Source organism: Acinetobacter sp. YQ_14 (assembly GCF_043102985.1).
Classification (GTDB): Bacteria; Pseudomonadota; Gammaproteobacteria; order Pseudomonadales; family Moraxellaceae; genus Acinetobacter; species Acinetobacter venetianus.
The window spans coordinates 159,331-184,879 of record NZ_JBICJJ010000004.1 but is presented as its reverse complement, the minus strand read 5'-3'; the positions used below and the strand labels follow the sequence as shown (position 1 = coordinate 184,879).

The 25,549-nt window shown below is 38.3% G+C and carries 24 protein-coding genes; 9 read left to right on the top strand and 15 right to left on the bottom strand.

Annotated elements, in window-relative coordinates; all coding sequences use genetic code 11:
- From ACF8D3_RS03220 to efp, 5 genes are all read right to left on the bottom strand, one after another.
- On the bottom strand, positions 1–918 hold the full coding sequence (locus tag ACF8D3_RS03220; RefSeq protein WP_392470106.1) for a DUF58 domain-containing protein: 918 nt from the start codon (positions 916–918) through the stop codon (positions 1–3).
- Positions 919–932: 14 nt separating this feature from the next.
- The gene (locus tag ACF8D3_RS03215) at positions 933–1,892 is read right to left on the bottom strand and encodes an AAA family ATPase (protein WP_392470104.1); all 960 of its coding nucleotides are present in this window, start codon (positions 1,890–1,892) and stop codon (positions 933–935) included.
- Positions 1,893–1,971: 79 nt separating this feature from the next.
- On the bottom strand, positions 1,972–2,274 hold the full coding sequence (locus ACF8D3_RS03210; protein ID WP_004880492.1) for a YbdD/YjiX family protein: 303 nt from the start codon (positions 2,272–2,274) through the stop codon (positions 1,972–1,974).
- A 2-nt stretch (positions 2,275–2,276) separates the two neighbouring features.
- Positions 2,277–4,379, bottom strand: a complete 2,103-nt coding sequence (locus ACF8D3_RS03205) for a carbon starvation CstA family protein (protein WP_392470102.1) — start codon at positions 4,377–4,379, stop codon at positions 2,277–2,279.
- Positions 4,380–4,558: 179 nt separating this feature from the next.
- On the bottom strand, positions 4,559–5,128 hold the full coding sequence (gene efp, locus ACF8D3_RS03200) for an elongation factor P (protein WP_004652839.1): 570 nt from the start codon (positions 5,126–5,128) through the stop codon (positions 4,559–4,561).
- Positions 5,129–5,214: 86 nt separating this feature from the next.
- On the opposite strand from efp, the gene epmB reads away from it, so the two are divergent.
- The 3 genes from epmB to ACF8D3_RS03185 are packed head-to-tail and all read left to right on the top strand — an operon-like array spanning position 5,215 to position 10,072.
- Positions 5,215–6,231 carry an EF-P beta-lysylation protein EpmB gene (gene epmB, locus ACF8D3_RS03195; RefSeq protein ID WP_392470099.1) on the top strand — a complete coding sequence of 339 codons (1,017 nt, stop codon included), beginning with the start codon at positions 5,215–5,217 and terminating at the stop codon, positions 6,229–6,231.
- A gap of 11 nt (positions 6,232–6,242) precedes the next feature.
- Positions 6,243–7,994 carry a hypothetical protein gene (locus ACF8D3_RS03190; protein ID WP_061392972.1) on the top strand — a complete coding sequence of 584 codons (1,752 nt, stop codon included), beginning with the start codon at positions 6,243–6,245 and terminating at the stop codon, positions 7,992–7,994.
- Positions 7,976–10,072 carry an EAL domain-containing protein gene (locus tag ACF8D3_RS03185; protein ID WP_061392971.1) on the top strand — a complete coding sequence of 699 codons (2,097 nt, stop codon included), beginning with the start codon at positions 7,976–7,978 and terminating at the stop codon, positions 10,070–10,072. Before ACF8D3_RS03190 ends, ACF8D3_RS03185 begins: the two co-directional genes overlap by 19 nt.
- Before the next feature lie 89 nt (positions 10,073–10,161).
- Here ACF8D3_RS03185 and rpmE read toward each other — a convergent pair whose 3' ends face one another.
- From rpmE to ACF8D3_RS03165, 4 genes are all read right to left on the bottom strand, one after another.
- Positions 10,162–10,386, bottom strand: a complete 225-nt coding sequence (gene rpmE / locus ACF8D3_RS03180) for a 50S ribosomal protein L31 (protein WP_004880497.1) — start codon at positions 10,384–10,386, stop codon at positions 10,162–10,164.
- A gap of 197 nt (positions 10,387–10,583) precedes the next feature.
- A complete protein-coding gene (locus tag ACF8D3_RS03175; RefSeq protein ID WP_061392970.1) occupies positions 10,584–11,552 on the bottom strand; it encodes a bile acid:sodium symporter family protein in 969 nt (322 codons plus the stop codon).
- Between the two features lie 139 nt (positions 11,553–11,691).
- The gene (gloA, locus tag ACF8D3_RS03170) at positions 11,692–12,093 is read right to left on the bottom strand and encodes a lactoylglutathione lyase (RefSeq protein WP_007483719.1); all 402 of its coding nucleotides are present in this window, start codon (positions 12,091–12,093) and stop codon (positions 11,692–11,694) included.
- 2 nt (positions 12,094–12,095) lie between these two features.
- A complete protein-coding gene (locus ACF8D3_RS03165) occupies positions 12,096–14,270 on the bottom strand; it encodes an AmpG family muropeptide MFS transporter (protein ID WP_392470094.1) in 2,175 nt (724 codons plus the stop codon).
- Between the two features lie 282 nt (positions 14,271–14,552).
- On the opposite strand from ACF8D3_RS03165, the gene ACF8D3_RS03160 reads away from it, so the two are divergent.
- Positions 14,553–17,183 (top strand): Lon protease family protein, encoded by a 2,631-nt coding sequence (locus ACF8D3_RS03160; RefSeq protein ID WP_392470092.1) that lies wholly within the window; start codon positions 14,553–14,555, stop codon positions 17,181–17,183.
- A gap of 37 nt (positions 17,184–17,220) precedes the next feature.
- On the opposite strand, the gene ACF8D3_RS03155 is transcribed toward ACF8D3_RS03160, so the two are convergent.
- The 3 genes from ACF8D3_RS03155 to surE form a co-directional block, all read right to left on the bottom strand.
- Positions 17,221–18,150 (bottom strand): LysR family transcriptional regulator, encoded by a 930-nt coding sequence (locus ACF8D3_RS03155; protein WP_004880504.1) that lies wholly within the window; start codon positions 18,148–18,150, stop codon positions 17,221–17,223.
- Positions 18,151–18,281: 131 nt separating this feature from the next.
- Positions 18,282–19,091, bottom strand: coding sequence for a peptidoglycan DD-metalloendopeptidase family protein (locus tag ACF8D3_RS03150; RefSeq protein WP_061397775.1), 810 nt, complete (start codon positions 19,089–19,091; stop codon positions 18,282–18,284).
- A gap of 111 nt (positions 19,092–19,202) precedes the next feature.
- On the bottom strand, positions 19,203–19,973 hold the full coding sequence (gene surE, locus ACF8D3_RS03145; protein WP_007483729.1) for a 5'/3'-nucleotidase SurE: 771 nt from the start codon (positions 19,971–19,973) through the stop codon (positions 19,203–19,205).
- Between the two features lie 103 nt (positions 19,974–20,076).
- Between surE and ACF8D3_RS03140 the strand changes: the two genes are divergently transcribed.
- Positions 20,077–20,451, top strand: a complete 375-nt coding sequence (locus ACF8D3_RS03140; protein WP_004880510.1) for an MCR_0457 family protein — start codon at positions 20,077–20,079, stop codon at positions 20,449–20,451.
- A gap of 94 nt (positions 20,452–20,545) precedes the next feature.
- Here the strand turns inward: ACF8D3_RS03140 and ACF8D3_RS03135 are convergent, their stop codons facing one another.
- On the bottom strand, positions 20,546–20,908 hold the full coding sequence (locus ACF8D3_RS03135; RefSeq protein WP_392470086.1) for a VOC family protein: 363 nt from the start codon (positions 20,906–20,908) through the stop codon (positions 20,546–20,548).
- A gap of 321 nt (positions 20,909–21,229) precedes the next feature.
- Between ACF8D3_RS03135 and ACF8D3_RS03130 the strand changes: the two genes are divergently transcribed.
- From ACF8D3_RS03130 to ACF8D3_RS03120, 3 genes are all read left to right on the top strand, one after another.
- Entirely contained in the window at positions 21,230–21,631 is a 402-nt protein-coding gene (locus ACF8D3_RS03130; protein WP_392470085.1) for an MCR_0457 family protein, read from the top strand.
- Between the two features lie 114 nt (positions 21,632–21,745).
- Positions 21,746–22,894: a D-alanyl-D-alanine carboxypeptidase PBP5/6 gene (gene dacC / locus ACF8D3_RS03125; protein ID WP_004880516.1), complete on the top strand. Its 1,149-nt coding sequence runs from the start codon at positions 21,746–21,748 to the stop codon at positions 22,892–22,894.
- Between the two features lie 90 nt (positions 22,895–22,984).
- Positions 22,985–23,530: a gamma carbonic anhydrase family protein gene (locus tag ACF8D3_RS03120; RefSeq protein WP_392470082.1), complete on the top strand. Its 546-nt coding sequence runs from the start codon at positions 22,985–22,987 to the stop codon at positions 23,528–23,530.
- A gap of 15 nt (positions 23,531–23,545) precedes the next feature.
- On the opposite strand, the gene ACF8D3_RS03115 is transcribed toward ACF8D3_RS03120, so the two are convergent.
- Together ACF8D3_RS03115 and ACF8D3_RS03110 are read right to left on the bottom strand one after the other, a co-directional pair.
- On the bottom strand, positions 23,546–24,259 hold the full coding sequence (locus ACF8D3_RS03115) for a nucleotidyltransferase domain-containing protein (protein ID WP_392470080.1): 714 nt from the start codon (positions 24,257–24,259) through the stop codon (positions 23,546–23,548).
- 101 nt (positions 24,260–24,360) lie between these two features.
- Entirely contained in the window at positions 24,361–24,882 is a 522-nt protein-coding gene (locus ACF8D3_RS03110; protein WP_392470078.1) for a hypothetical protein, read from the bottom strand.
- A gap of 176 nt (positions 24,883–25,058) precedes the next feature.
- Here ACF8D3_RS03110 and ACF8D3_RS03105 point away from each other — a divergent pair, with 176 nt between their 5' ends.
- On the top strand, positions 25,059–25,547 hold the full coding sequence (locus ACF8D3_RS03105) for an NUDIX hydrolase (RefSeq protein ID WP_061397771.1): 489 nt from the start codon (positions 25,059–25,061) through the stop codon (positions 25,545–25,547).
- Positions 25,548–25,549: the final 2 nt, after the last annotated feature.

The following is a 25,549-nucleotide window of genomic DNA, read 5'->3' as shown; positions in this document are numbered from 1 at the left end:
TTAAGCCTGCGCTAATAAAAGTTTTGCTTGAATCAATTGTGAATACCCTTGCCCACTTTCTAATCGTGCATGAGGTAAAATTAACGCATAGTCATCACCCAGCTGCTCACATTGCTCAACTAAGCCCATTATAAAGCTCAACTTTTCCTCGTGCCCTAGTGCAGGAATCTGTTGATAATCAATTTCCAAATGCTGATGGTTCGCTTGAGCTTCAAACATTTTAATAAAGAATCCTTGCCCTCGAGCAACTTGTTTCCAAGCCACATTCTGGTAGGAATCTCCCTGTCGAAAAGCACGTAATTCTTTAAATTCATCCAAACTATCATGTGCTGACGTCGACTGGTTTTTATGTTCCTTTTGCCAATCATGAGCTTTAGGTGCAATCCATATTTTTTGTTTAGGATATAAATACGTCCAAGCTCTGACCAAACCCAAAGGATAAGTCGAATAGACTTTGATCACCCCAAACTCATATAGGCCACGTTGTTGAGGCAAAACAGGAAGTTCGACAGTTTGTTGAACTTGATTCAAAAAGATCATTTGTTCTTGTTGCGATGATTCTATCCGTAAATATCGTACCGTCTTATCTTGTTGTTTTAACATTAACCTAATAATTGATGGCTGATTAACCTGACCAACCTCAGGCATGACAATTTCAATTTTTAAGTCATGTAATTGTTTAAACGTTAAATAAAAACTAATACAAAGAATCGCACTTAATAAAAAGCAAAAACCGAGAATCAAGTTATTACCGTAGTTAATTCCAGCGATAAAAGTAATCAGAATCAGAATCAGATAGAGAAAACCTTGTTTGTAAATAAAAACTAAAACATCTTTCTGTAATAGTGTTTTAACACTATCCACCTGAAAACGCTTTGCAATCCATTGACTAACTTGTTGCTTAAGTCCTTTTTGCATGTGCCTTCTCTCAACTACATGGCTTCAACCGACTGCAAAATCTGTTTTGCTTCAACTTCACCAAGACTCAAACGGTGTGCAACTACAGCAACAAAAACAGATTGAACATCATCACTAGTGACAAATCCACGCCCCTCAACCAATGCATAAGCTTGAGTTGCAGCTTTCAACGCCAATACACCTCGTGTTGAAAGCCCATGTCTTTGTTTACGGGTTTCAGCCGCCAAATCTAAAATATAATTCAGCACAGCATCACTTAAATAAACCTGTTTTGCTAACTCTCTTAAATGGAGAATATCTGCTTGCGTAAACACAGCATCTAACTGATGAATTAAAAACTGACGGGAGTTTTGCTGTAATAACAATTTTTCTGCTTGGCGAGAAGGATAACCCAGTGATAGCCGCATCAAAAATCGGTCTAATTGAGATTCAGGTAATGCATAGGTTCCACTTTGGAATAACGGATTTTGTGTTGCGAGTACCCAAAAAGGCTGCGGTAATTCATAGTTCACAGCATCAACGGTAACAGCTCCTTCTTCCATTGCTTCTAGTAACGCACTCTGCGTTTTTGGGCTACAGCGATTAATTTCATCAGCCAATAAAATCTGCGTAAAAATAGGGCCTTTTTTAAACTCAAATAAATGTTCTTTTTGATTAAAAATATTAATACCGATGACATCACTCGCTAGCATATCGTTGGTAAATTGAATTCGTTGGAAATGCAAACCTGCTAAACGAGCCAAGGCACTAGCCAATGTAGTTTTACCCAATCCTGGTAAATCTTCAAACAATACATGGCCACCTGCCAACAAACAGCTTAATGCCAATTTTGTTTGCTGGGGCTTATCTAAAATGAGTTGATTAATCTCAACTAAAAACCTTTCGATTTTAGGGCTAAAGCTTTGAATATCTTGTTCAAGTTCTCGATTTTTTAATTTTTCTTCCTGAACAACAGCTTTGTCAGTACTCCACATTATATTTTCCCCAAAATAAAAACAGTGCATGATTCAACATACACTGTTTTGTTTTTTTTTCAAAGAAATCAAAAGATTTCTAGCAAGGACACTTCTTCATATTTCCACCTGAAGATGGATAACGCGCGTCGATACAATGACGATAAAACGTCTTCGCATCCATCGGTGTCAGATCGGGATGATGTGTCTGCATATGTTTTAGATACGTCTCATAATCTGGCACACCAACCATCAACCGAAAGCTCTGTTGTAAACGTTGCCACAAAATCGCAATCCGAGACCAATTGCTAGGTGAAAAAATCAAATGTTTCTGTGACATGATGGTAAATTTGATGATCTTTACAATCACCGCACCACCCTGTCGAGCAATTTTAAAATCCATGCTTATTCTCCTTTGATGCTATTTGCAGTCATTGGAACATCAGAATAAACCGCTGGCGCTTCATTCACTGTCGGTGTTGGGCTTGCCAAAGCTCGACGAACAATTCCAATCGATGCAATTACCATTACAACAGCCACAATCATAAAGAACGCACACAAAGCTGCATTGATCTGATTTGACATCACAATGGTCTGCATTTCGGCAACAGTTTTAGCAGGTGCAAGTACCTCACCGCGTGCAATCGCATTCGAAAAACGATCTGCCTGCGCAAGGAAACCAATTTTTGGATTTTCATGGAAAATCTTTTGCCAACCCGCTGTCATTGATGTAATGAATAAGAAAATCGTTGGGACAATAGTGACCCACACATACTTCTCTTTTTTCATTTTGAATAAAATCACTGTACCTAGAATCAAAGCCATTGACGCTAAAATTTGGTTACCGATACCGAATAATGGCCACAACGAATTAATCCCGCCAAGCGGATCAACAACACCTTGATAGACAAAGAAACCCCAACCAGCAACAGCAATAAAAGTACCGATTAAATTACCAACAAATGAGCTAGATTGTTTCACTGCAGGTACGACGATCCCAACTGTATCTTGCACCATGAATCGACAAGCACGTGTCCCCGCATCTACTGCAGTTAGAATAAATAATGCTTCGAACAGAATTGCAAAGTGATACCAAAATGCCATCATTGAACGATTATTAAAAATCTCAGAAATGATATGCGCCATACCAATCGCAAAGGTTGGTGCACCGCCAGCACGAGATAAAATTGAACTTTCACCCACTTCATGCGCTAAGACAGTCAACATTTCAGGACTAACAACAAATCCTAAATTACGAACTGCTTCAGCAGCTGTATCAACACTTGTACCTAAAATTGCAGCAGGCGTATTAATCGCAAAATAAACACCAGGATCAAGTACAGTCGCACAAATCATTGCCATAATACCGACAAATGATTCCATCAACATGCCACCATAGCCAATCATACGGATATTCACTTCGTTATCGACTAATTTAGGTGTTGTACCTGAGGAAACAAGTGCATGGAAACCAGAAATTGCACCACAAGCAATTGTAATAAATAAGAAAGGAAATAAACTTCCTGCAAATACAGGACCAGTACCATCAACAAATTGTGTCACCGCAGGCATTTTCAATTCAGGCATGGCAAAAATAATACCAACCGCCAAACCAGCAATAACACCAATTTTGAGGAAAGTAGATAAATAGTCACGCGGTGCAAGTAGCAACCACACAGGTAAAACTGATGCGATAAAACCGTAAATGATCAGTGCCCATGTTAACTCTGTGCCGCTTAGGGTAAACAACTGTCCCCAATAAGGATCTTTTGCAACATCACCGCCATATACGATTGCCATCATCATCAAGACAAAGCCGATAATTGAAACCTCAGCAATTTTTCCTGGGCGCAGATAACGCATATAAACACCCATGAATAATGCAATCGGAATGGTAGCCGCAATACTAAATACGCCCCAAGGACTGTGAGCTAAAGCTTTCACAACAACCAAGGCAAGCACAGCAAGAATAATAATCATGACACCTAATGTACCAAGCATCACGATCACACCCGCAAAAGTCCCAAGCTCTTGCTTTGCCATTTCACCTAAAGAGCGTCCATCTCGGCGGGTCGAAATAAACAGTACAAGAAAATCTTGAACAGCACCCGCGATAACCACACCTACCAACAACCAAATTGTTCCCGGTAAATATCCCATCTGAGCGGCGAGAATAGGACCAACTAATGGACCCGCGCCTGCAATTGCAGCAAAGTGATGACCAAATAATACGTATTTATTGGTTGGAACATAATCTAAGCCATCTGCTAAACGATGTGCGGGGGTTAGACGTCTTGGGTTTAACTCAAAAACTTTGTTTGCAATAAATAAACTATAGAACCGATATGCAATGCTATAAACACAGACTGCAGCGAGGACGAGCCAAACAGCATTAACATGCTCACCACGACTGACAGCCAATATCCCAAATGAAATTGCCCCGACAATGGCAACCAAACTCCATAGGAGTTTTGAGGGAAGTGTTGACTTTGCTTGTGTTGTCTCCATTCAAAACCTCTCAAATACATAACTTGTGGTTATTGTGATTTCCCTTTCTATATTTTCTGTAGAAGAAATATCTTTGTTAGCTTACCTGTTATAAAAAATGATTTATCTAATACTTTGGCATAAAAAAAGGGATGATTCTTCATCATCCCTTCGATAATCGTATACTTTGTGTTTAACGATTATGCACGCTCTAAATAGTCACCAGTACGAGTGTCTACACGAACGCTTTCTTCTTGCTGTACGAATAATGGAACACGTACCACAGCACCTGTTTCAAGTTTCGCAGGCTTACCGCCACCGCCTGAAGTATCACCACGAACACCTGGATCAGTCTCAACGATTTTAAGTACAACGAAGTTCGGCGGGCTTACTGTTAAAGGCACACCATTGAATAACATAATTGTACATTTTTCATTTGAATCGTCTTTTAACCATTTTGCAGCATCGCCCATTGCTGTTTTGTCAGCAGCGATTTGCTCAAAAGATACAGGATCCATGAAGTTCCACATTTCGCCATCGTTGTAGAGGTAATCCATTTCAACTTCTACAATATCAGCTGCTTCTAAAGAGTCACCTGACTTAAATGTTTTTTCTAATACTTTACCAGAACGAAGGTTACGTAATTTCACACGGTTAAACGCTTGACCCTTACCTGGTTTTACATATTCATTTTCCATGATTGAACATGGGTTGCCATCAAGCATAACCTTAAGGCCTGCTTTAAAATCATTTGTAGAATAATAGGCCATGAAAGGCGCACTCCAAACTTAAAACTCAAATCTATTAATGTTAGACTGGGCGCACAGCTTCGGCTAACACTATTTTAACGTATGGCATGATAAACTATTTACATCAAGAGCAAAACTGGCAATCACAACTCAGTGACCTAATTACTGATCCTCTAGAGCTGTTAAATTTACTTGAGCTATCCACCGATCAGCTATTATCAGGTGCAATCCTTGCCTCTGAACAGTTTAAATTACGCGTACCTCGTGCATTCGTCGGAAAAATGAACATCCGCGATCCTCTCGATCCATTACTTCTACAAGTACTCCCCCACCATTTGGAACTTGAAGAACATCCTGAGTTTGTCACCGACCCTTTAGGTGAGGAAGCCGCAAACCAAATGGCTGGCGTTTTGCATAAATATCAATCACGCTTTTTGCTTACCTTGACTGGGGCATGTGCGATTCACTGTCGTTATTGCTTTCGCCGTCATTTCCCTTACCAAGAAAATCTACCTAAAAATGATGATTGGGAAAATATTAAGCAGTATATTGAACAAAATACGCGTATTAATGAAGTGATTTTAAGTGGTGGAGATCCATTAACGCTGAATAATCGAAAAATAGCGTTATGGTTAGAACGTCTAGCATCTCTCCCCCAGATCAAAATATTGAGAATTCATTCACGAGTTCCTATTGTTATTCCAAATCGGATCGACGACGAACTGATTTCTATATTAAAAAACAGTAGGCTACGCATTGTAGTGGTGGTACACTCAAATCATGCAGCTGAACTTGATGACTTCACCTGCTCAAAGTTATTACAGTTATCACTACATCATATAACAGTGCTAAATCAGGCAGTTTTACTCAAAGGTGTGAATGATTCTGCAGAAACTTTGAATGAATTAAGTCTTCGTTTATTTGATGCACGAGTAATGCCTTATTACTTACATGTATTGGATAAAGTAAAAAGTGCTCAGCACTTTGATTTAGATTCTTCAAAGATAGATCAAATATATAGTGATGTATTAGCGAGTTTGCCGGGATATTTAGTCCCTAAACTCGTCAGGGAAATTGCGGGCGAAAAAAATAAAACACCGCTTTTTGGGGTTCAAACGTTCTGAGATTGATTACAATGATGAATAATGCATTTTCGGATATTTTTCAAATTCCAACTGTTCTCACACGGGACAAACTCAGCTTTTGTGATGCAAATACCAAAAGTATTAACGAATGGATTTCAACACTCTCCATCATGCAATTAGGCGACACGTCTAAAGCCTTGTTTGCAGCACTGTTAGAATTAAGTGAATTAGACTGCCCTGAGACGCTACGTTTCGATTTGATCCAAACACTTCATCCAACGATAGAAAACGTCTTAGGCAGCCTTGAGAAAAACTTTTTTAATCAAGGTGTGATTAGCTCAGATCGCAATGAACACATTATTGAATTAGCTATGTTGTTGCGTTGCTACTTCGCTGCAATTTACATCAATATTGTACGACGTAGTAATGATCAAATAGATCATCAAAAGTTTTCAATCTTTGCGCTCAATCAGAAAAAAAATCTACAAACAGCAAGAACACTCGCCACATTTCAAGCTTTACAGCAACTCACTCAACTCTTATATCAACAACATATGCTCTATAGTGAGCCTGTTGCTGGCCAGTGGCTCATTGCACATCAACTTTATGATGCAGCGATTACGCACAAATATCAGCATACCAACATAGAACAGACCTCAGGTAAGCCAAGTTTAAACAATATCAGTCAGGCATATGCTCAACTGATTTTGATGGATATTTTTAATACCAATCAAATACGCCAATCAGAAATTCAAGCCTTATTTCAATGTAGTTTTGACTGGGCCAAAATGGTTCAGTTATTACCAAAAGAAACTGATTTAACCAAGTATGTCGTTGATACAAGCAAAGATCACCCACCGATTTATAATAAAAAGCAAAGTTCTGGTTTTAATCCAAATATTTTCATCAGTACTCACGGTTTACTTGAACACGTTACTGCGACTTTACATAAAAATGCAGAATATATTTCCAAGAATGAGAAAATTTATCTAACACCTGCATTAAAGTTCCACGTACAAACCATTTTAGGCACAACTGCTGAACGACGCCACGAACGATATGAATATTCAGCTCAGCTTCATATTTGCTTTGGTTTACTGACCGCTCACTTTTACTTATCGAAAGCAAAAAATTTCTCAGAAACATTAATGCTTGAACATGGGTATGGCTTACAAAGTGAATCTAAGTTTTTATCGACATGGGATAAAAAAGAGTCTTCAGGCAACCAAGAGTCCTCTATTCAAAGACTAAGCAGAGAAAGTAAGGCTGTTTATCAAGCTGATATTCTTGATATTAGTGTTAACGGTTACCGTATTAAATGGTCAGGAGAAGCACCTAAAAACTTAAGAACAGGTGAATATATTCTTGTGAAAGAAACATCTCATGGGCATTGGCGTGGAGGTGTAATTCGTTGGTTAAAGCAATCAACTGAAAAAAGTTTAGAGTTAGGTTTAGAAGTATTGGCGCAAGAGATATTCCCATGCGCCGTACGTATCCAATCTGATCGTCATGTAAGTAACTATCATCCAGCACTTTTATTAAAAAACCAAAATTTGGATGAAACAAAAACAACTTTAATTTTACCAGGTTCACAAATTTTTAGAGAACAGCAAGCTGTTCATTTACGATTGGGGAAAGAGGAAGTAAAAGTGTATTTATTAACGGCACAACTAATTACCCAGAGCTTTATTCAATTTGATTTTGAACTATTGAATGATGAAGAACAGCCTGTTCTACAAAAATTCATGGCACAAAATAATATGGATACAAATGATCAAGATCTATGGGAAGCATTGAAGTGAGAAATTCTTTACTCTCTAAAAAGTTAAAACGTACAGAAACACGCTTATTAATTATTGATGATAACCAACTCCGTTATAATCAAGTCTTAGAAATATTTGCCTCACAAGATCATCAGGTGAAAGCAACACTACTAGATGACTTCAAAGCTTTTGAAAAACAACTCAACTTACCTTGGGACATTGTCATTTTTGGGCGTGCCTACGATTTAAAAATTGAACAAACACTGTCCTTAATTCAAGCATCAGCTCAGCCAAGCTTGCCCGTTTTATTATTAGAGCCAGAAAATTACAGTGCTGATCAATATCAAAGCTACATTCATAAAGGCATTTACGATGTCTTAAACCTAAAAGCACCTGAAGCGTTCTATATCAGTATTGTTCGTGCCCTCTCATACAGTCGTTTAGTTCAAGCTGAACATCGTTTATTGAATGAATTAGAGGCCGCACAAACTCAAGCACAATCCTTAGCTGCTGAGAGCCACAAAGCCGTTGCTCTTTTGCAAGAAGGTATTCACATGAGTGCCAATGCAGAATATGCAAATTTATTTGGCTTCAACAGCGAAGATGATCTGATTGGTTTACCAATTCTTGACGTTTTACAACCAGAAGATTTAGCTCAATTTAAACTCCGCTTTAAAAAGATTTCACAAGGTCAATTTGAGCATGGGCGTTTTGAACTTCATACTCAAAATCCAACTGTCAAGAATAATCCTTTGCAAGTCGAGTTTATTCCTTCTGGCGATGAAGATGAAATTCAACTCAATATCGAATGTGGTTCATCAATTAGTATATCAACACCTACTAGTTCAGCTGCACCAGTCGTGGCAGAGAAAGTTTCAAGTCTAAATACTGCCTTACAACAAATTAATCGCCATTTAACCAACCACCCAGCGAATGTAAATGCTTTAGTTTTATTTAGTTTAAATCACTGCCCAAATGAGGTTTTCCAAAATGACTGGCGTGGAACTAAAGCGTATTTTTCAAACATTCAAAACTTCATTAAAGAGCAAGTAAATATTCCTATTTATCAGATTGAAAAATCACTTCATGCAGGTTTACTACAAGCCGAATCAAAAGAAGTTTTAGATTCGCTACTGATTGGTTTAAACAGTCTACAAAAGCCGCAATTGCTAGCGACTGAACAATACACCTTCCCTTTACAGTTGAAACTGGGATATAGCGAACTTCCAAAACAGATTAGTGATGAAACTGCATTCGAACAAATTCTGACGAAAGCATTCTCATCACAATTACCAACATTGAATACACCAAAAATTGATGCTGACATTGGTCTTACAACAGAACATATTCCAAAGGCTGTTCAATTAACATTATTACAAGAGTTAAAACAAAAACTTGATGCTGGCGATATTCATCTGAAATATCAGCAGCTCTATGACAAACAAGATCAATATACGCATACCTATGAAGTCACTGGTGGGTTTATTCATAACAATCAGTGGCAGGATTTAAATGATCTTGGTGATTTAAAAGATGATCCTGAGTTATCTGTACAATTAGATCGCTGGATCTTGGTTGAGGCATGTAAGCAATTACACAACTTCATTACCCAATATCCGAAAGCCAAGCTCGTTGTTAACCTCAATCATCATATTTTGTTGACTGACAAGAAACTACCTGAATTAATTGCAAAATTACTCACCATTATTGGAAGTAAACAAGCACATCCATTAATTCTTCAGTTCTCAGAATTGGCTTTACAACAGAATTTATCTCAAGCACAACCTCAAATCGCTTTACTTCGTCAACACGGTGCTGAAATTTCTATCCGTAACTTTGGTAATTCACTGTATAGCGAATCCATCCTCAATCAGATTGATACACAATATTTGAGCTTCGATAATAAGCTAACCAAACAATTGGCTTCAGATAAAGATATGGCTACGCTGCAAGAAAAAATTCTACATTTCATAGGAATAAAATCTGTAGAAATTCTCTTAATTGATCTGAATGATATGAATCTTTTTGCGAATGCATGGAATGTTGAAGCGCGTTTCTTACAAGGTAATTATTTCCAAAAGAAACTTGACCGCTTGACTGACGTACAAGACCAATAAAAATCAGCCTCAACCCTCTTTTTTTAAAAAGAGGGTCAATTAAAAGGCACAAAAAAACGGGCAAATTGCCCGTTTTTTCTTTCTCGATATTAACGTTTGATAGAACGTGACATACCAGAGAAACGTTGTTTGAACTTGTCGATACGACCGCCAGTGTCCACATTCTTTTGTTTACCAGTATAGAATGGGTGGCAAGCTGAACATACGTCAAGATAAAGAGTTTCTTTACCAAGAGCAGATTTAGTTTCGATTACGTTACCACATGAACAAGTAGCAACTAATTTTTCGTATTTTGGGTGAATATCGGCGCGCATGGTCGATGCTCCTAATTAACAAGAAAGGCTTAAGCTGTTATCGCAATTGATCACTCTCAAAATGAGGAAAGCAAAGTTATTCAACTTGCAGACCAACACCATAACAGACCATTTCTTTTGACCCACCGAGACCTTTAAGATCAGAGCAAAGCCAACAAGTGGCGAGCATTATACGCCAACAAATCAAATTATGCGAACTATTCTTGCTTCGGTTTTGCCCAATGATTCGCAATCACACCACACACCATTAACTGGATTTGGTGGAAAATCATGATAGGTAAAACAATCATACCTAATGGTTGGCCAATAAATAAAATTTGCGCCATGGGTACACCACTCGCTAAAGTTTTTTTAGAGCTACAAAAGAAAATCGTCACTTGATCAGCACGATTAAAACCCAGCCATTTCGGTAGATATAAAGCAAGCAACATCACAATCGTTAAAAGGACTGAACAAGCAAGTACCAGATAAAGCAAAGTGATCCCATTCACTTGATGCCATAGACCAGCTACAACAGCGCTGCTAAATGCACCGTATACCACCATCAGAATTGAGCCTTGATCAAATGCTTTCACTAAGCTTGGCACTTTTACCATCAATGGGAAAATATAAGGTCTTAATAATTGTCCCAAAATGAAAGGAACTAACAGCAATAAAGTAATTTGAATAATAGATTTTGTTGGGTCAAAACCATGTTGGCTCTGACCTAAAATGAAATAACTCACTAAAATCGGTGTAATAAACATACCGATGATATTAGAGAAAGAAGCACTACACACCGCCCCAGCGACATTACCTTTTGCAATTGACGTAAAGGCGATTGAAGACTGCACTGTTGATGGCAAAAAGCACATAAACAAGAAGCCCCAATAAAGCTGCTGGCCTAAAAGTGGCTCTAAAATTGGTTTAGCAAGTAATCCGATCATGGGAAAAATAAGAAAGGTAAAAGCAAAAACTAAAGCATGCATTTTCCAATGTAACATGCCTTCCACAACCGCTTCTCGAGAAAGCTTCGCACCATGTAAGAAGAAAAGTATTGCGATTGCAGCGGTCGTTAAAATATTGAAATAGGATGCTAGTTGGCCTGAAACAGGCAGAAATGTTGCGAGTAACACCATCGCAACCAAGAATATTGTAAAGCGATCCAATGCCAAAAGTTTCAACATAACTTTTTCCTATTCATCCACTAATTATGATAAAGCCCAATATAATATTGTTGACCATTTGATCAACACATCATACTGGGCTATATAAATAATGCTAGCGCTTTTAAATGAGAATTCTTCAGCTTAAGATGAATTCAAATTAGTTATTACGTGCATTTTTATCCTGTTGAATTAATTCAACCTTGTAACCATCAGGATCTTCAACGAATGCTATTACCGTTACGCCACCTTTCATTGGTCCAGCTTCACGCACAACTTTACCACCACGCGCCTTGATCTCTTCACATGCTTTATAAGCATCATCAACACCAATCGCAATATGTCCGTATGCATTACCTAATTCATAACTAGATGTATCCCAGTTATGGGTGAGTTCAAGCACCGTATTGTTTTCTTCGTCGCCATAACCAACAAAAGCCAAAGTAAAACGCCCTTCTTCATAATCACGTTTGCGTAGCAATTTCATACCAAGCACTTCAGTATAGAACTTTAAAGATTGCTCTAAATTGCCTACTCGTAGCATCGTATGTAACATGCGCATATTTATTCACCTGCCTGTTGTGTTGTTTGGTTCTCATGGTCACGTAAAAGTTTAGCAACCCAAACCACGAGAATTAAAATAGGTATACCAATTAAAGTTGTCATCAAAAAGAAATTCGGATAACCAATATTGCTGACAATTGTGCCCGAATAACCGCCTAACAGTTTTGGTGTTAAGGTCATTAATGAGCTGAAAATGGCATACTGAACCGCTGTAAATGAAACACTGGTTAAACTCGATAAAAATGCAATAAATGCGGCACCAGCCAAACCAGAAGCTAAATTATCCATAATGATGGCCATGTAAAGCCATAAGGAACTATAGGTTTTGATGACTTTACCTGAAAGCTCGACTGAACCTTGCTGATCAGGACTTATGACCGCAACGGGTTGAATGTCAATATCCAAAGCAGAGTTCGCTGGAGCTGTTGTATTGATTTGATATTGTCGCGTAGCCAATAACTGATTGCCGTTATTATTTGTCAAATTCGCTAAAGCTGTAATTGTTCTAGTTGATGATACTTGTAAAGCCTTACCATCAATTACACCATTAAATAAGCCACTCTGATCAACTTTTGCGACAAACTCTTGCCCATCTAACTTTAAGACAACAGGTCTATCAGCATCTAAATCTGTTATGGATACATTAGCCAACTGTCCTTTGACAACCAAACTTTGCTTCAATTCATTTGCGGTTAGCTGATCATCACTGCTAATTGGCAACAATTGAATTTGGGGCTGCGTTGTTTCAATTAAATATGGAACTTCAAGTTTGATTTTTGAGTCAGCCTGATTTTGATATTGAGTGCTTACTTGTACCGAGTGAGCATTTAACAATTCTTGATTCGGTACTTGTAATTTCCAATATCCGACTTCATCAGTTTTTACTTGATAATGTTTATCCCCGATTTGCAATTCAACTTGATCAAGCGGCTTACCAGACTTTACTAGACCAATAAAAATCAAATTGGTCGAACTCGCTAAAACTGCACCAACAAACATGAGCTTCATAATATTCATGCGTTGTGCTAATAAGCCACCTAAGAAACCACCAACCAAACTGAATAAAACACCATAAATTTTAACCGCTTCAGCAATTTGCTCTTTACTGAAATTTAAATCTTGATAGAACACATTCGAGATTACACCCGCAATAATGTCTGAAATACGGAAGAAACCGATCAGCAATAAAAGTACAAGTGCAAGCTTAACACCATACCGTTTAAAGAAATCTAAAATCGGCGCAACCCATGTTTCATGCGCCATTTGCTTATTCACTACACCTAGTTTAATTAATAAAGAAGCGACAAAAATAGCACCAGCACCTGAACTGAGAAAACGAACTGCTTCCATCAAAAATTTCAGGATGCTGTCATTGATTTTCCATTGGGTTTGCAAATACTGAATAATGTCATCCGAATAAATATAACAACAGACAAAAGTTGCAACAGCAATAAAGAAAACAAAGACCAAGCGGTAATAATCTGTGGTTTTATAATGCTTATAAACGCGATTAACCTGAGGTTCAAGGATACTGAGTGTGGTGATGATACCGATTGCCATCACGGCTGCCATCGCTAAGTAAGTATATTTCCAAGCCTCGTAAATATAATTACCTTTTGCTGTACCCAAATAGGCTGCTAAGAATAATGCCCCAGCCCCAGCAACAATCATCCCAATTCGATAACCTGCATTGTATGTTGAAGCTAACACTGTCTGCATTTCTGTTTCAGCAAGCTCAATACGATAGGCATCAATCACAATGTCTTGAGTAGCAGCAGAGAAACCAAGTAAAACTGCACCAGCCGCCATTTGAATTAAATAGCTTTGCCCAAGCGCTGGATCAGAAAAGGCCATAACACAAATGGCACAGATAATTAAACACTGTGCAATTAACAGCCAAGCACGTCGACGACCTAACAACTTCGTCAAAAATGGTACAGGTAACTCATCAATCAATGGCGCCCAAACAAATTTAAATGAATACCCTAATGCAGCCCAACTAAAAAAAGTCACTGCACTTTTATCAATACCAGCCTCACCTAGCCACAATGATAAGCTAGAAAAAATCAATAGAATTGGTATCCCCGCAGAGAAACCAAGAAATAACATAATCAGAGCACGGCGATCTAAAAAAGCTTTAAATGCAGCTGCCCAACCAGAGGCTTGAGTCGTCATTGCTTATTATTTTCCATGAATATGCGTGAATGTGCTTATTCAATCGTTTCTTGTGATTGCTTGCAAGTTGCTTTATGCAACCATTGTTTTGTTTTGTCGATAAAAAACACAAGTTCGCTTGATCTTTAGACCTAAAACTGTATACCTTTAAGAGAGTCGATTGATACTTCAAATATGCTTGCAACCTAGTTCAAAAATAAAGCAAGTTTTTGTCAGTCATATAAGCATATCTGGAATATCAAATGACCAAACCCTCAACTAACGTTTATTTGTTGGATAGCAATGACCCAAAAACTCGATCAAATGACTGCAACAGCTTTATCATCAACACCAACAAACACGATTACAGCAACACTTAATTCATTCCCAAGCGCTTTTGAACAGACGGAAATCAAACCAACACTAATTAAAACAGCTTTAAAATCAGAACAACTGACACATATTCCAGATTTATTAGAAATTCCAAGCTCGACTAGACGTATCAAACCGCTCAATAATTTTCTTGGGCAAGATCGTGCACGCGCGTCTGTTGAGGCTGGTATTTCTTTACCTTATTCTGGCTACAACATATTTGCAGTCGGTACAGCAGGGCTAGGCAAACGCACAATGATTAAACGTTTGTTACAGCAACATGCCAAGACCATGCAAACTCCAGATGATTGGGTATATGTCAATAACTTCAAAAATCCAAGACAACCGATTGCTCTACGCTTCCCTGCTGGACAAGGGACAAAATTTCAAAATGCTTTACAACAAGCATGGCAGGTTATTTTAAAACAGCTCGAACGTCGCTTTAGCGCTGAAAGTTATCACAATCGTATCGAACGTATTCGCCAAGCGACAGGTGAAGTTCAACAACAAGCATTGGTTGAACTGACTAAAGAAGGTGAAGATCTAGACCTTAAGCTTATTTCTCGTAATGACAAACATGTCTTCATTCCAATGCAGCTTCGAGATGATGAATATCATGAGTTGACGCAAGAAGATATTGATACGCTTAGCAATAAAGAACGCGCTGAGATCACCTCCAATATTCGCTATATGGAAAAAAAATTAGACCGACTTGGTCTACATCTTGGTGATTTGGAAGATGATGCGCGAGATCAAGTGTCTAGCCTTAATCGAGAAATTGCGACTCAAGTGGTTATGCCGCGTGTTGACCTGATTCTAAACAAAAACAAAGAAGTTAAAGGTTTAGAGCAATTTCTTAAACAATATGCAGATGACATTATCGATAATGTTGAACTGATTTTAGAACAGGAAGAGGATGACTTTACGCCCGCTTTATTTAATCGGGTCCCTTCTCGTTATCAAGCCAATGTCATCGTATCGAATAAACCAAATAGTGGTGCGCCTGTTATTTTTGAGGATTTCCCAACTCACTATAACTTACTTGGGCATGTTGAACAGCTTACTCATAATGGTACGATCACGACAGACTTTACCTTAATCCGTCCGGGTTCATTACATCAAGCGAATGGTGGCTTCCTCATGCTTGAGGCTGAGCATTTGCTTGAACAACCTTATGCTTGGCAAGGTTTAAAACGTGCACTTAAATCAGGGCAACTTAAGCTTTCTTCGCTTGAACATATGCTGACATTAACTGGCAGTATTTCAATTGAACCTGCTTCTGTTCCTTTAGATCTCAAAGTCATACTTCTTGCTGAACCTGAAATCTATTATGAAATTTTAGAAGTTGAGCCTGAACTCGGTAGTGTTTTCAAAATTCGTGCTGATTTCACTGATACATTACAACGTAACGACAGTAATGAACAAGCATATATGCAGTTGATTGCAGACTACGTACAAGCAGATAAGTTACTTCCATTTGATCGTTCGGCTTTAGCCGCTTTGCTCACCGATTCAAGTCGCCAAGCAGAAGATCAAAGTTCACTTTCATTACATGCGTCTACGCTGGGTGATTTAATCCGTGAAGCACATCATCATGCTTTCAAAAGTGGCGATAAAATCGTAACGGATCAGCATGTGAATCAAGCTCTCCATCATCGCCAATATCGCTTAGGATATTTACGAGAGCTTTACTGGCAAGATTTATCTCGCGGTACTCAACTGATAGAAACCTCAGGTCATCGTCTAGGTCAAATTAATGCTCTATCTGTAATTCACTATGCTGATGTCGAATTTGGCTTACCTTCTCGCCTTACTGCCTCAGTTTATCAAGGTGGTGGTGATATCTTAGATATCGAACGTAGTGTCGAGCTAGGTGGTTCATTACATGCTAAAGGGGTATTGCTCATGTCGAGCTTCCTTAAAGCACACTTTGGTCGTGAACAAATTCTGCACTTCTCAGCAGCATTAGCTTTTGAGCAAAGTTATGGACAAGTGGATGGTGATAGTGCAACTGTAGCTGAACTTTCTGCACTCATTTCTGCGATTTGTCAGATTCCAATTGATCAATCTTGGGCAATTACTGGATCAATGAACCAATTAGGACAAGTTCAGCCAATTGGTGGCGTAAATGCCAAAATTGAAGGCTTCTACGATGCTTGTAAGCTGCAAGGACTCACAGGTAAACAAGGTGTCATCATTCCTCGTCAAAACATGCAACACCTCATGTTACGTCAAGATGTTATTGATGCCGTTGAAAGTGGGCAATTCCACGTACATGCGATTGACACCATTGATCAAGCTTTAGAAATTTTAATGGCTCGTCCAGTAGGAACACTTGATAAAAAGGGTCGTTACAGCAAAAACTCAATCTATGCTGCGGTGATGGAACAACTTGAGTACTGGCAAGCGATAGAAGATGGTGAAGCTGTAGAAGAGGATGAACCAAAGAAAAAGAAAAAACGTAAGAGGTCTAAAAAAGATGAAGCCGATACCAAAGCTTCTGAGGAAGCTCTTGCTGAGGCTAAAACGCTAAAACCTCTCAGTAAAAAGAAACATCGTTAAAAGAAAAAGCCATGTTCCTCGGAACATGGCTTTTTTGTTAGGCTACCCCTTGCAAGGAACGGCCTCCAGGGAGTTGTGCAAAATATTGCTTTAACGCATCAATACAACGATGCACTTTCATTGGATATTGTTCACGTTTAGACGTTAAAGCATGCAAGGTATAAGATGGCATGTGCCAGTCAGGCAAGACCTCGACCAATGAACCATTGATTAGCTCTTTTTGTATATCCATATAAAGAATACGTGCAATACCATGTCCTTGTTGGCAGAGTGACTTTGCGACAAAAACGTTATTTGTACCCAAACGTGTTTTCATATCTACATTCACCACTTCACCACTCAACCCATGACGAAATGCAAAATGTTGATAATTTTGCATTAACGTTACTGGAAGCAACTCATGATGACGTAAGTCTTCAGGTCTTGTAATTGGCAAAGATTGATTCAGATAGCTTGGCGAAGCAACCAATACTTGATCGACACGAGCCAGTGGAACTGCTGTTAGATTATGATCATCCATTTTTAGACTCATTCTAACAGCGATATCAATACGCTCTTCAATTAAGTCGATATAACGATGATCTGCTTCAAAATGAATTGCCAAGCCCTTATGCGCTGACATCCAATGAGAAAGTGCTGGGATAACATGTAATGCACCTAACTCAGGTGTAGTCGAGATTCGTAAATCACCCACCAGATCATCACGTAACTCATTAATACGAATTTTACCTCGTTCAGCCGCTGCGAGCATTTCTTGACAACTTAAAAAGAATGCTTGCCCTGCTTCAGTAAGACTAAGCTTACGCGTTGAACGATGTAATAAAGTGACATCCATTTCTTGTTCTAAAGAACGGATTTGTTGACTGACTGCACTTGTTGTAATTCCTAATTCTCTCGCTGCACCACTGAAAGAACTTTTCTCTACAACACACGCAAAGACCCCCATTGCACGCAATTGATCTAACATAGACTTCCCTCTATTTATTTATATGCTTATTGTTCTAATTAAAGCAATCTATAAGAGTATACAGAGAAGTCTAGTCTTAGACCAGTGATTATTAACAATTTGTTGAAAGTTTGTTTTGCCAAAAAGAAAAATTAATTTGGTAAAACTGTAGTTGGATTGACTGGTTTACCATCTAAACGAACTTGGAATTCCAGCATCACGCGAGTCGCACCTGAAGAACCCATTTCAGCGATTTTCTGACCAGCGGTAACGTTATCACCACTCTTCACGAGCATTTTGCTGTTATGTGCATACGCTGTGATATAGCCATCAATATGCTTAACCAACACTAAGTTCCCATATTCTTTTAGACCATCGGCAGCATAAACAACCTGACCATTGGCGGCAGCAAATACTGGATCACCTTCATTTCCACCGTAACGTGTTCCTTTGACATTACTCGCCAAATTAAATGTCTGAATCACAGGGCCATTTGATGGTTTAACCCAACGTAGGTTTGAAGCTAGATTCGATGAAGTTGGATTTACAGGAACGACTGGAACCACAGGTTTCGGTGCTACAGGCTGTTGCGTAGGCAACTGAATGCTCTGACGTTGAATCGGCGCAGTTTGAGTAATCGTCTGCGTTGATGTTGTACGTTTAGATGCTGAACCTTTCAAACGTAAAGATTGGTTTACATAAATTCGATAAGGCGGTGCAATATCGTTAAGCGCAGCAATATCGAGATAGTTCATTCCATAACGATTTGCAATGCCACTCAATGTATCACCTGATTTTACAGTGTAATAATTTGGAGCTTGAGCAAAACGCGTTCCGCCGTGGATTTGCGGTTTAGATGCACAACCAGTCACAATAGCCGCCGTTGTTGCTACCGCCATAGACAATACGATTGTTTTAATCATCTTCTGTGATAGAAAAATCGAGACTTGGTTTAAGTGCATCTTCACCCCCATCTTAAAAAAGCTTAATTTATTTCGGCCCTAGAGTACCAAAATAGTGAAAAAAAACGAGTTTTCACATTCTATATTCACAAAGTTATAACAGAGCCACCGCTAACCATTTACAAGAGCATGTAAATCATCAAGCACAGCATAATTTGTTGCATCCATCTGAATCGGCGTAATACTGACATATCCATTCGATACCGCAAAGAAATCAGATTGAATGTGACTCGAAGCGGGTTGAGGTTCTGTTACAGCTTCACCTGCGAGTCCAATCCAATAAACTTGTCGACCACGCGGGTCTACATGGCTAGTGATCGGTTTTGACTGTGCTCTACGCCCTTGATAAGTAATTTGAGCACCTTTGATTTCTTCAACATCAGGAATATTAATATTGAAAATATGACGCGGCGGTAAAATAGGTAGACCTTTAGCAATAAAATCATGCACCCATTTTGCTGCTTGTGCATATGCTTGAGGGTGTTCATAAGAACGTACATTTGAACCAGATAATGAGACTGCAATTGCTGGATGTTTCATTAAACGGCCTTCAAATGCAGCGCCTACGGTACCTGAATATAAAACGTCATCGCCTAAGTTAGCACCGCTATTGATACCACTCACGACTAAGTCAAATTCAAAATCAAACAGACCATTCATAGATAAATAAACACAGTCTGCTGGTGTACCATTTACCGCCCAGACATCTTCCGAAATTTGTACTGGACGTAAAGGACGATCAAGCGTTAAAGCACTTGAAAAGCCACTGCGCTCGCTTTCAGGTGCAACTACAACCACTCGACCTAAAGGTTTCAAAGCATGTGCTAAAGCCTGAATACCAGGAGCGAAAACACCATCATCATTTGCAATTAAAATATTCACTAAAATCCTATCTCTTCAAATATTACTGCTGAGTTTTTTCAATTGAATTATTCATTGAATTATATATATTTATTACTTCTTAGTATTAGAAATTTAAGTAACTATGAGACATTTATCTAATTTTATTCGAGTTTTTGGGGTGAGTTTCGCACTTCTTACTGCACCAACGGTTTTTGCTGACGAGGCAGTTTCAGCAGCTGAAGCGGATGCATTGATTAAAGATGATATCGCGAATGCACAAGTACTGATCGAAATGTGTCCAAGCATTATTGGTAAAAATGCAAAGTTTGATCAAAATATTAAGAAAATTGTTAATTCTTATTTAAGTAACTACTCAAATAAGTCCACGACTTTAGACAGCTTGCAAAAAGATAGCGAGTTCCAAAATCTACTGACAGATGCGCGTCAAGCAGCAAAAGAAGTCGGCCAAGCTGAGCAAAAATCAGTTTGTGAAGATGTATTGAATTACGAAGAGTAATCCTCTAAAAGCATCAATGTGGTTTTAAAATATGGCACTTTAAAACCACATACCTAATCTGTCGATAACATGAATACTGGCGCTACTAAAAAAACTACCATGCATCAGGTTCACGAACCATATGAACAATATTGGCTGGGCTACTAATCCAACCTCCTCGAAAACCTTCAGCTAAAGGTTCAATCGCATCACAACGCACTACCCCAGCGTCTCTCAAATATTCAGCAGCTTCAGAAAAATTATCAGTAAATAGTTCAAGCCAAAGCTCAGCCTGACTCATTCCCGATGCAACATCAATCCATAAATTGACAGGGCCAAATTCAAAACCTATTGCTGTGCCTTTTTCTGTAATTTGTTTAAGGCCAATCACATCGCGATAGAATACGACTGTTTCTTCAAATTGATGTGGTGGAAGTTTAAGGGCGATATCAATACCACCTGTGAATTTTGTCTTCATTTTATTACTCCTGTTCGATAGAAAGTTGTTATTTTCACTCGTCTTTTTATCTAACTTAGTTATTTAGAGGACAGTTCTATTAACCGCATCCACTTTTATAATAATACGTAAAGTAAATTCATCTCTATTTAGATAGATTAGAAAAACTAAAGCTTATAAAGCTATGTACAATTTAATCTCAGCATCGTTGCAATGTCTGAGATTATGAAAATTTAAAACCACATTTTCTCCATGGTTCCTACAGCAAAGATACAATTTTTAATTTACTTTATGCTATAAGTTATTCAAATTCTTTAAGTCTTGTTTTGAGTTTGGTTTCTTATGAAGAAAAATGTTTTTAAAACACTAGGTTTATCATTTCTCATCGTGTCTAGCACTTTATCTCCTACAGTTTTTGCAGCTGACAAAAAGTCTGAGACTGAGAAAATTGAAGTTACTCCAACAACTGACAGCGTCACGCCTCAAGAGCTTGCTGCGATCTATGTCATTTCTGAGACTTGCCCTAAATTAATCGGAAAAGATCTCAAGTTTAATAAAGCTTATGAAAACTTAGTTAAAGCTTATTTAAACAACGATCCAAATGCTGTTGAAGTCCTCAATAAACGCGCAAAAAGCAAAGATTTCCAAGCTGCCTTAAAAGAAGCACGTGCAGATGCAAAGGCAGCTTCTGAAGAAGATAATCGCCAAATCTGCGATGATGTTCGGAATTATTATTCTAAGTAACCGATTCGTTACAATACTGTATGAAAAAGCCGACTTCGCCCATAGAAGTCGGCTTTGCTTTATCCTAAAATGCTAGGCTCTACTGCTTCACACAAGATATTGGAACCACTTAGAATGACTCAAAAAAGCGCTCTTGCTGCATTACTACTTTTGCCAAGCTTTTCTTATGCAGCAACTGTCCTATCTGCTCCACCAGAATTAAATAATAAATCCTATGTACTCATGGACTATGAGACTGGACAGATTCTCGCTGCAAAAAACGAAAATGAAAAACTTGCGCCTGCCTCAATGACTAAAATGATGACAAGCTACATCATTGAGCAGAAACTTTTGAAGGGTGAATTAACTGAAGACGAAAAAGTACGCATGAATGAATCTGCGTGGTGTCGTGGTAGCAGTTCTGAATCATGTATGTATGTTCCATTAAATGGCACTGCAACAGTTCTAGAAATGTTACGCGGCATCATTATTCAGTCAGGTAACGATGCGTCTAAAGCAATGGCTGAACACATTGCAGGGAATGAAGGTACTTTTGCTTATATGATGAACCAAGAAGCAAAACGTGTTGGTATGGTGAATACAAACTTCATCAACTCGACAGGTATGCCTGCTGATGGTCATTATTCTACTGCGAAAGACATGGCTGTTCTTGCTCAGCACATTATCAAAGACAGTTCAAAATATTACCCAATTTATTCAGAAAAAGAATTTACCTTTAATGGTATTAAGCAAGGCAACCGTAATGCCCTACTTTACACTGACCCAAGTGTTGATGGCTTAAAAACAGGTCATACAAATGAAGCTGGTTATTGCTTAACGACTTCAAGTAAACGTGGGCCAATGCGTTTGATCTCTGTCATCTTCGGCACACCAAGCATGAATGAGCGTGCAAGCCAAACACGTACTTTACTTGCTTGGGGTTTTGCAAACTTTGAAACTGTTAATGTTCAACCTGCAAACCAAGTACTTGCTAAAGCCAAAGTTTGGTTTGGTAAAGAAGATGAAGTTCAAATTGGCTTAGCTGAGAACTTCAGCGTAACGATGCCTAAAGGTCGAGCGGATAACATTAAAACCCAACTTGTAGTTCAACCTAAATTGAACGCGCCTTTAGCGAAAGGTCAAGTTGTAGGTAAATTAGTTGCAAGCCTTGATGGTAAAGTGATTGCTGAGAAGCCACTTGTCGCTTTAAAACCTGTTGAAGAAGCTGGTTTCTTTGCGCGTATGATCGATCATATCAAAATGTTCTTCAGTAACTTATTCTAATTTTAGAATAGTGAAATCAAGCACTCATGCTATTTAGCTTGAGTGCTTTTTTATTTTATAATTCTGTTAAATCTTCAATTGAATACTGCTATGTCAAACAACATTCGCCCTTATCTAGACCAAAAACCTGATATAGATTCAAGTTGTTACATTGATGATATGTCAGTGGTAATTGGTGATGTAAAACTTGCTGAGAATGTCTCTGTCTGGCCTTTTGCCGTGATTCGCGGTGACGTAAACTCAATTCAGATTGGCAAAAATAGTAATGTACAAGATCATTGTATGTTGCATGTCAGCCATAAAAACCAATCTAAACCAAATGGTTCACCTTTAGTGATTGGTGAGGATGTGACCATTGGTCATCATGTAACATTACACGGTTGTACGATTGGTAATCGTGTCTTGATCGGCATTAATACTGTGATTTTAGATGATGTGATCATTGAAGATGATGTAATGATCGGTGCTGGAAGTTTAGTACCGCCACGTAAAGTCTTAAAAAGCGGTTATCTATATGTGGGTAGCCCTGTCCAGCAAGTCCGCCCTCTCACAGATAAAGAAAAAGCATTTTTACCTTATTCGGCGCAGAATTATGTAAAAGTGAAGGATAATTATTTAGATCAATCACACGACTAAACTAAAAAAACAGTACTAAACGAGATGAGCCTCTACCCAAGTATAAATCTCTCTTAGCCTATTAAGAGAGATCTCATCGATTGACTTAGGGTTATTAAGCTCTTTAAATAAGAAGTAGAGTTCATCTTTTTGTTGAGGATAAACCTGTATTGCTTGATCAATGGTGTCGTTTAAACTTAATGGCCACTTTTCAACATGCTGTAAGGTTAAAGGTAGCAATCGGATTATTCTTTTAATTAAAGATTTTTTTATATTGCTCAACTCTTCTAGAGGCTTTTCTTTTAATTCTAACCAATCAAAATAGCGGTGTATCTCTTCATAATGTCCCTCGTTAATTGCCTGAATTACCTCTCTATCAATCTCTATATCTTGAAAAAAACAGGTTAAATCTTGGCCGTAAACAGCTGTACAAAAAAATTTAATCCATGCACCCCAACTCTTCCTATTCTGTTGATCTAGGATCTCTTTTAAATAGCCAACATCAATATCAATCTTTGGGATAAATGGGTAACTAGTAATCAAGCTTGATTTTATGTTAGCGAGTTTTTGATCCAGATCCTCAATTTGATGCTTAAAGACCACACATATATCTAAATCTGACTGACCAACAACCGCTTTTCCTTGCGCAACACTTCCATAAACGTAAAGGCTATCAAGCTCCGTCATGAATTCTCTAGTAAAAACCGAGATTAGATCTTCTAAAATTGGCTGATATGCCTTTTGAATCATATTTATATCTCTACGCAGGAATATATTAAAAAGACCATCACTGTCTATTTTTATTTAATAAATACCCTATATTTATTTGTTAATAAATCTTATGACTAACTTTAAGCATTGCTCCACTTCTTATCTAAAACCTTTAATTCATTAATAGCCTGTTCAAATTGTGCAAACTGAAATGTTAACTCTGGCGTAGTTTTAGGATGTTCCCAAAGAACAGAAGTCACGATATCTTGAAGATTTCCAAAAGCCTGACCAAACCTTACCCATTTCACTTCTATGTCAGTGACAATTTGCTCAACCACAATGACACTACATATCAAATCTAGATCATCAGGACAAACTAAAAGTGGAACAATTGTAGAAGTTGGTCCATATTCAGAAAAATTGGGGGTTAAAAGTTTCCAAGCATGACTTAATGCTAACTCACTCTCAAAGTCATATAGCCAGCCTTGAGCTGGAACCAAATTATCTGCTCGCTCAAAAATATTCGTATTCTCATGCACCCATAAGTTTAGAGGCACATCATCAATTGCAAGAATTGGAAATGGGTTTAAATTATTACTTGAGTCATGAATACACCCATGAATTGGATGTTCATCTAGGAAAATAGCTGAAATTGACTGCATACGTTTCTAAAGATAGGGGAAAATATAAGATTTATATTAAACACTAATTGATTCATGCATAAGTTTACAACAAAAACATAACTTTTAGTGGTAGTAAGAAAATTGCTCAACGACATCAACTAGCCACCGCGCCCCAAATTTTGTAGAATACGTTTTTTAAAACCATGGTGCTTTCTATGACCGCTTGGACACCTCATGTCACAGTTGCCACTGTTGTCGAAAAAGACGGACGTTTTTTGTTTGTTGAAGAACACAGCGAAGGCTTTGTACACACGGTGTTTAACCAACCAGCAGGTCATGTCGAATGTGGTGAAACCATTATTGAAGCAGCGATCCGTGAGACCTTAGAAGAAACAGGTCATCATGTTGAAATAGATCATTTGCTTGGAATCTATACTTATACCCCACCAATGTTCCCAGATCGTACTTATTATCGTTTTTGTTTTTTAGCACATGTCGCATCAGTTGAAGAAAATGCGCAACTGGATACAGGCATTATCGGTGCGGTTTGGATGAATTTGGAAGAACTGCAAGAATCTGCTCGTGCGCGCAGCCCATTGGTTTTAAAAGCTGTTGAAGATGCCCAAGCTGGCAAAAAATATCCTTTATCGCTTATTTATGAGCACCCTTTCTCTCCCTCACTCACTTCTCATTTGGATGCTTAATT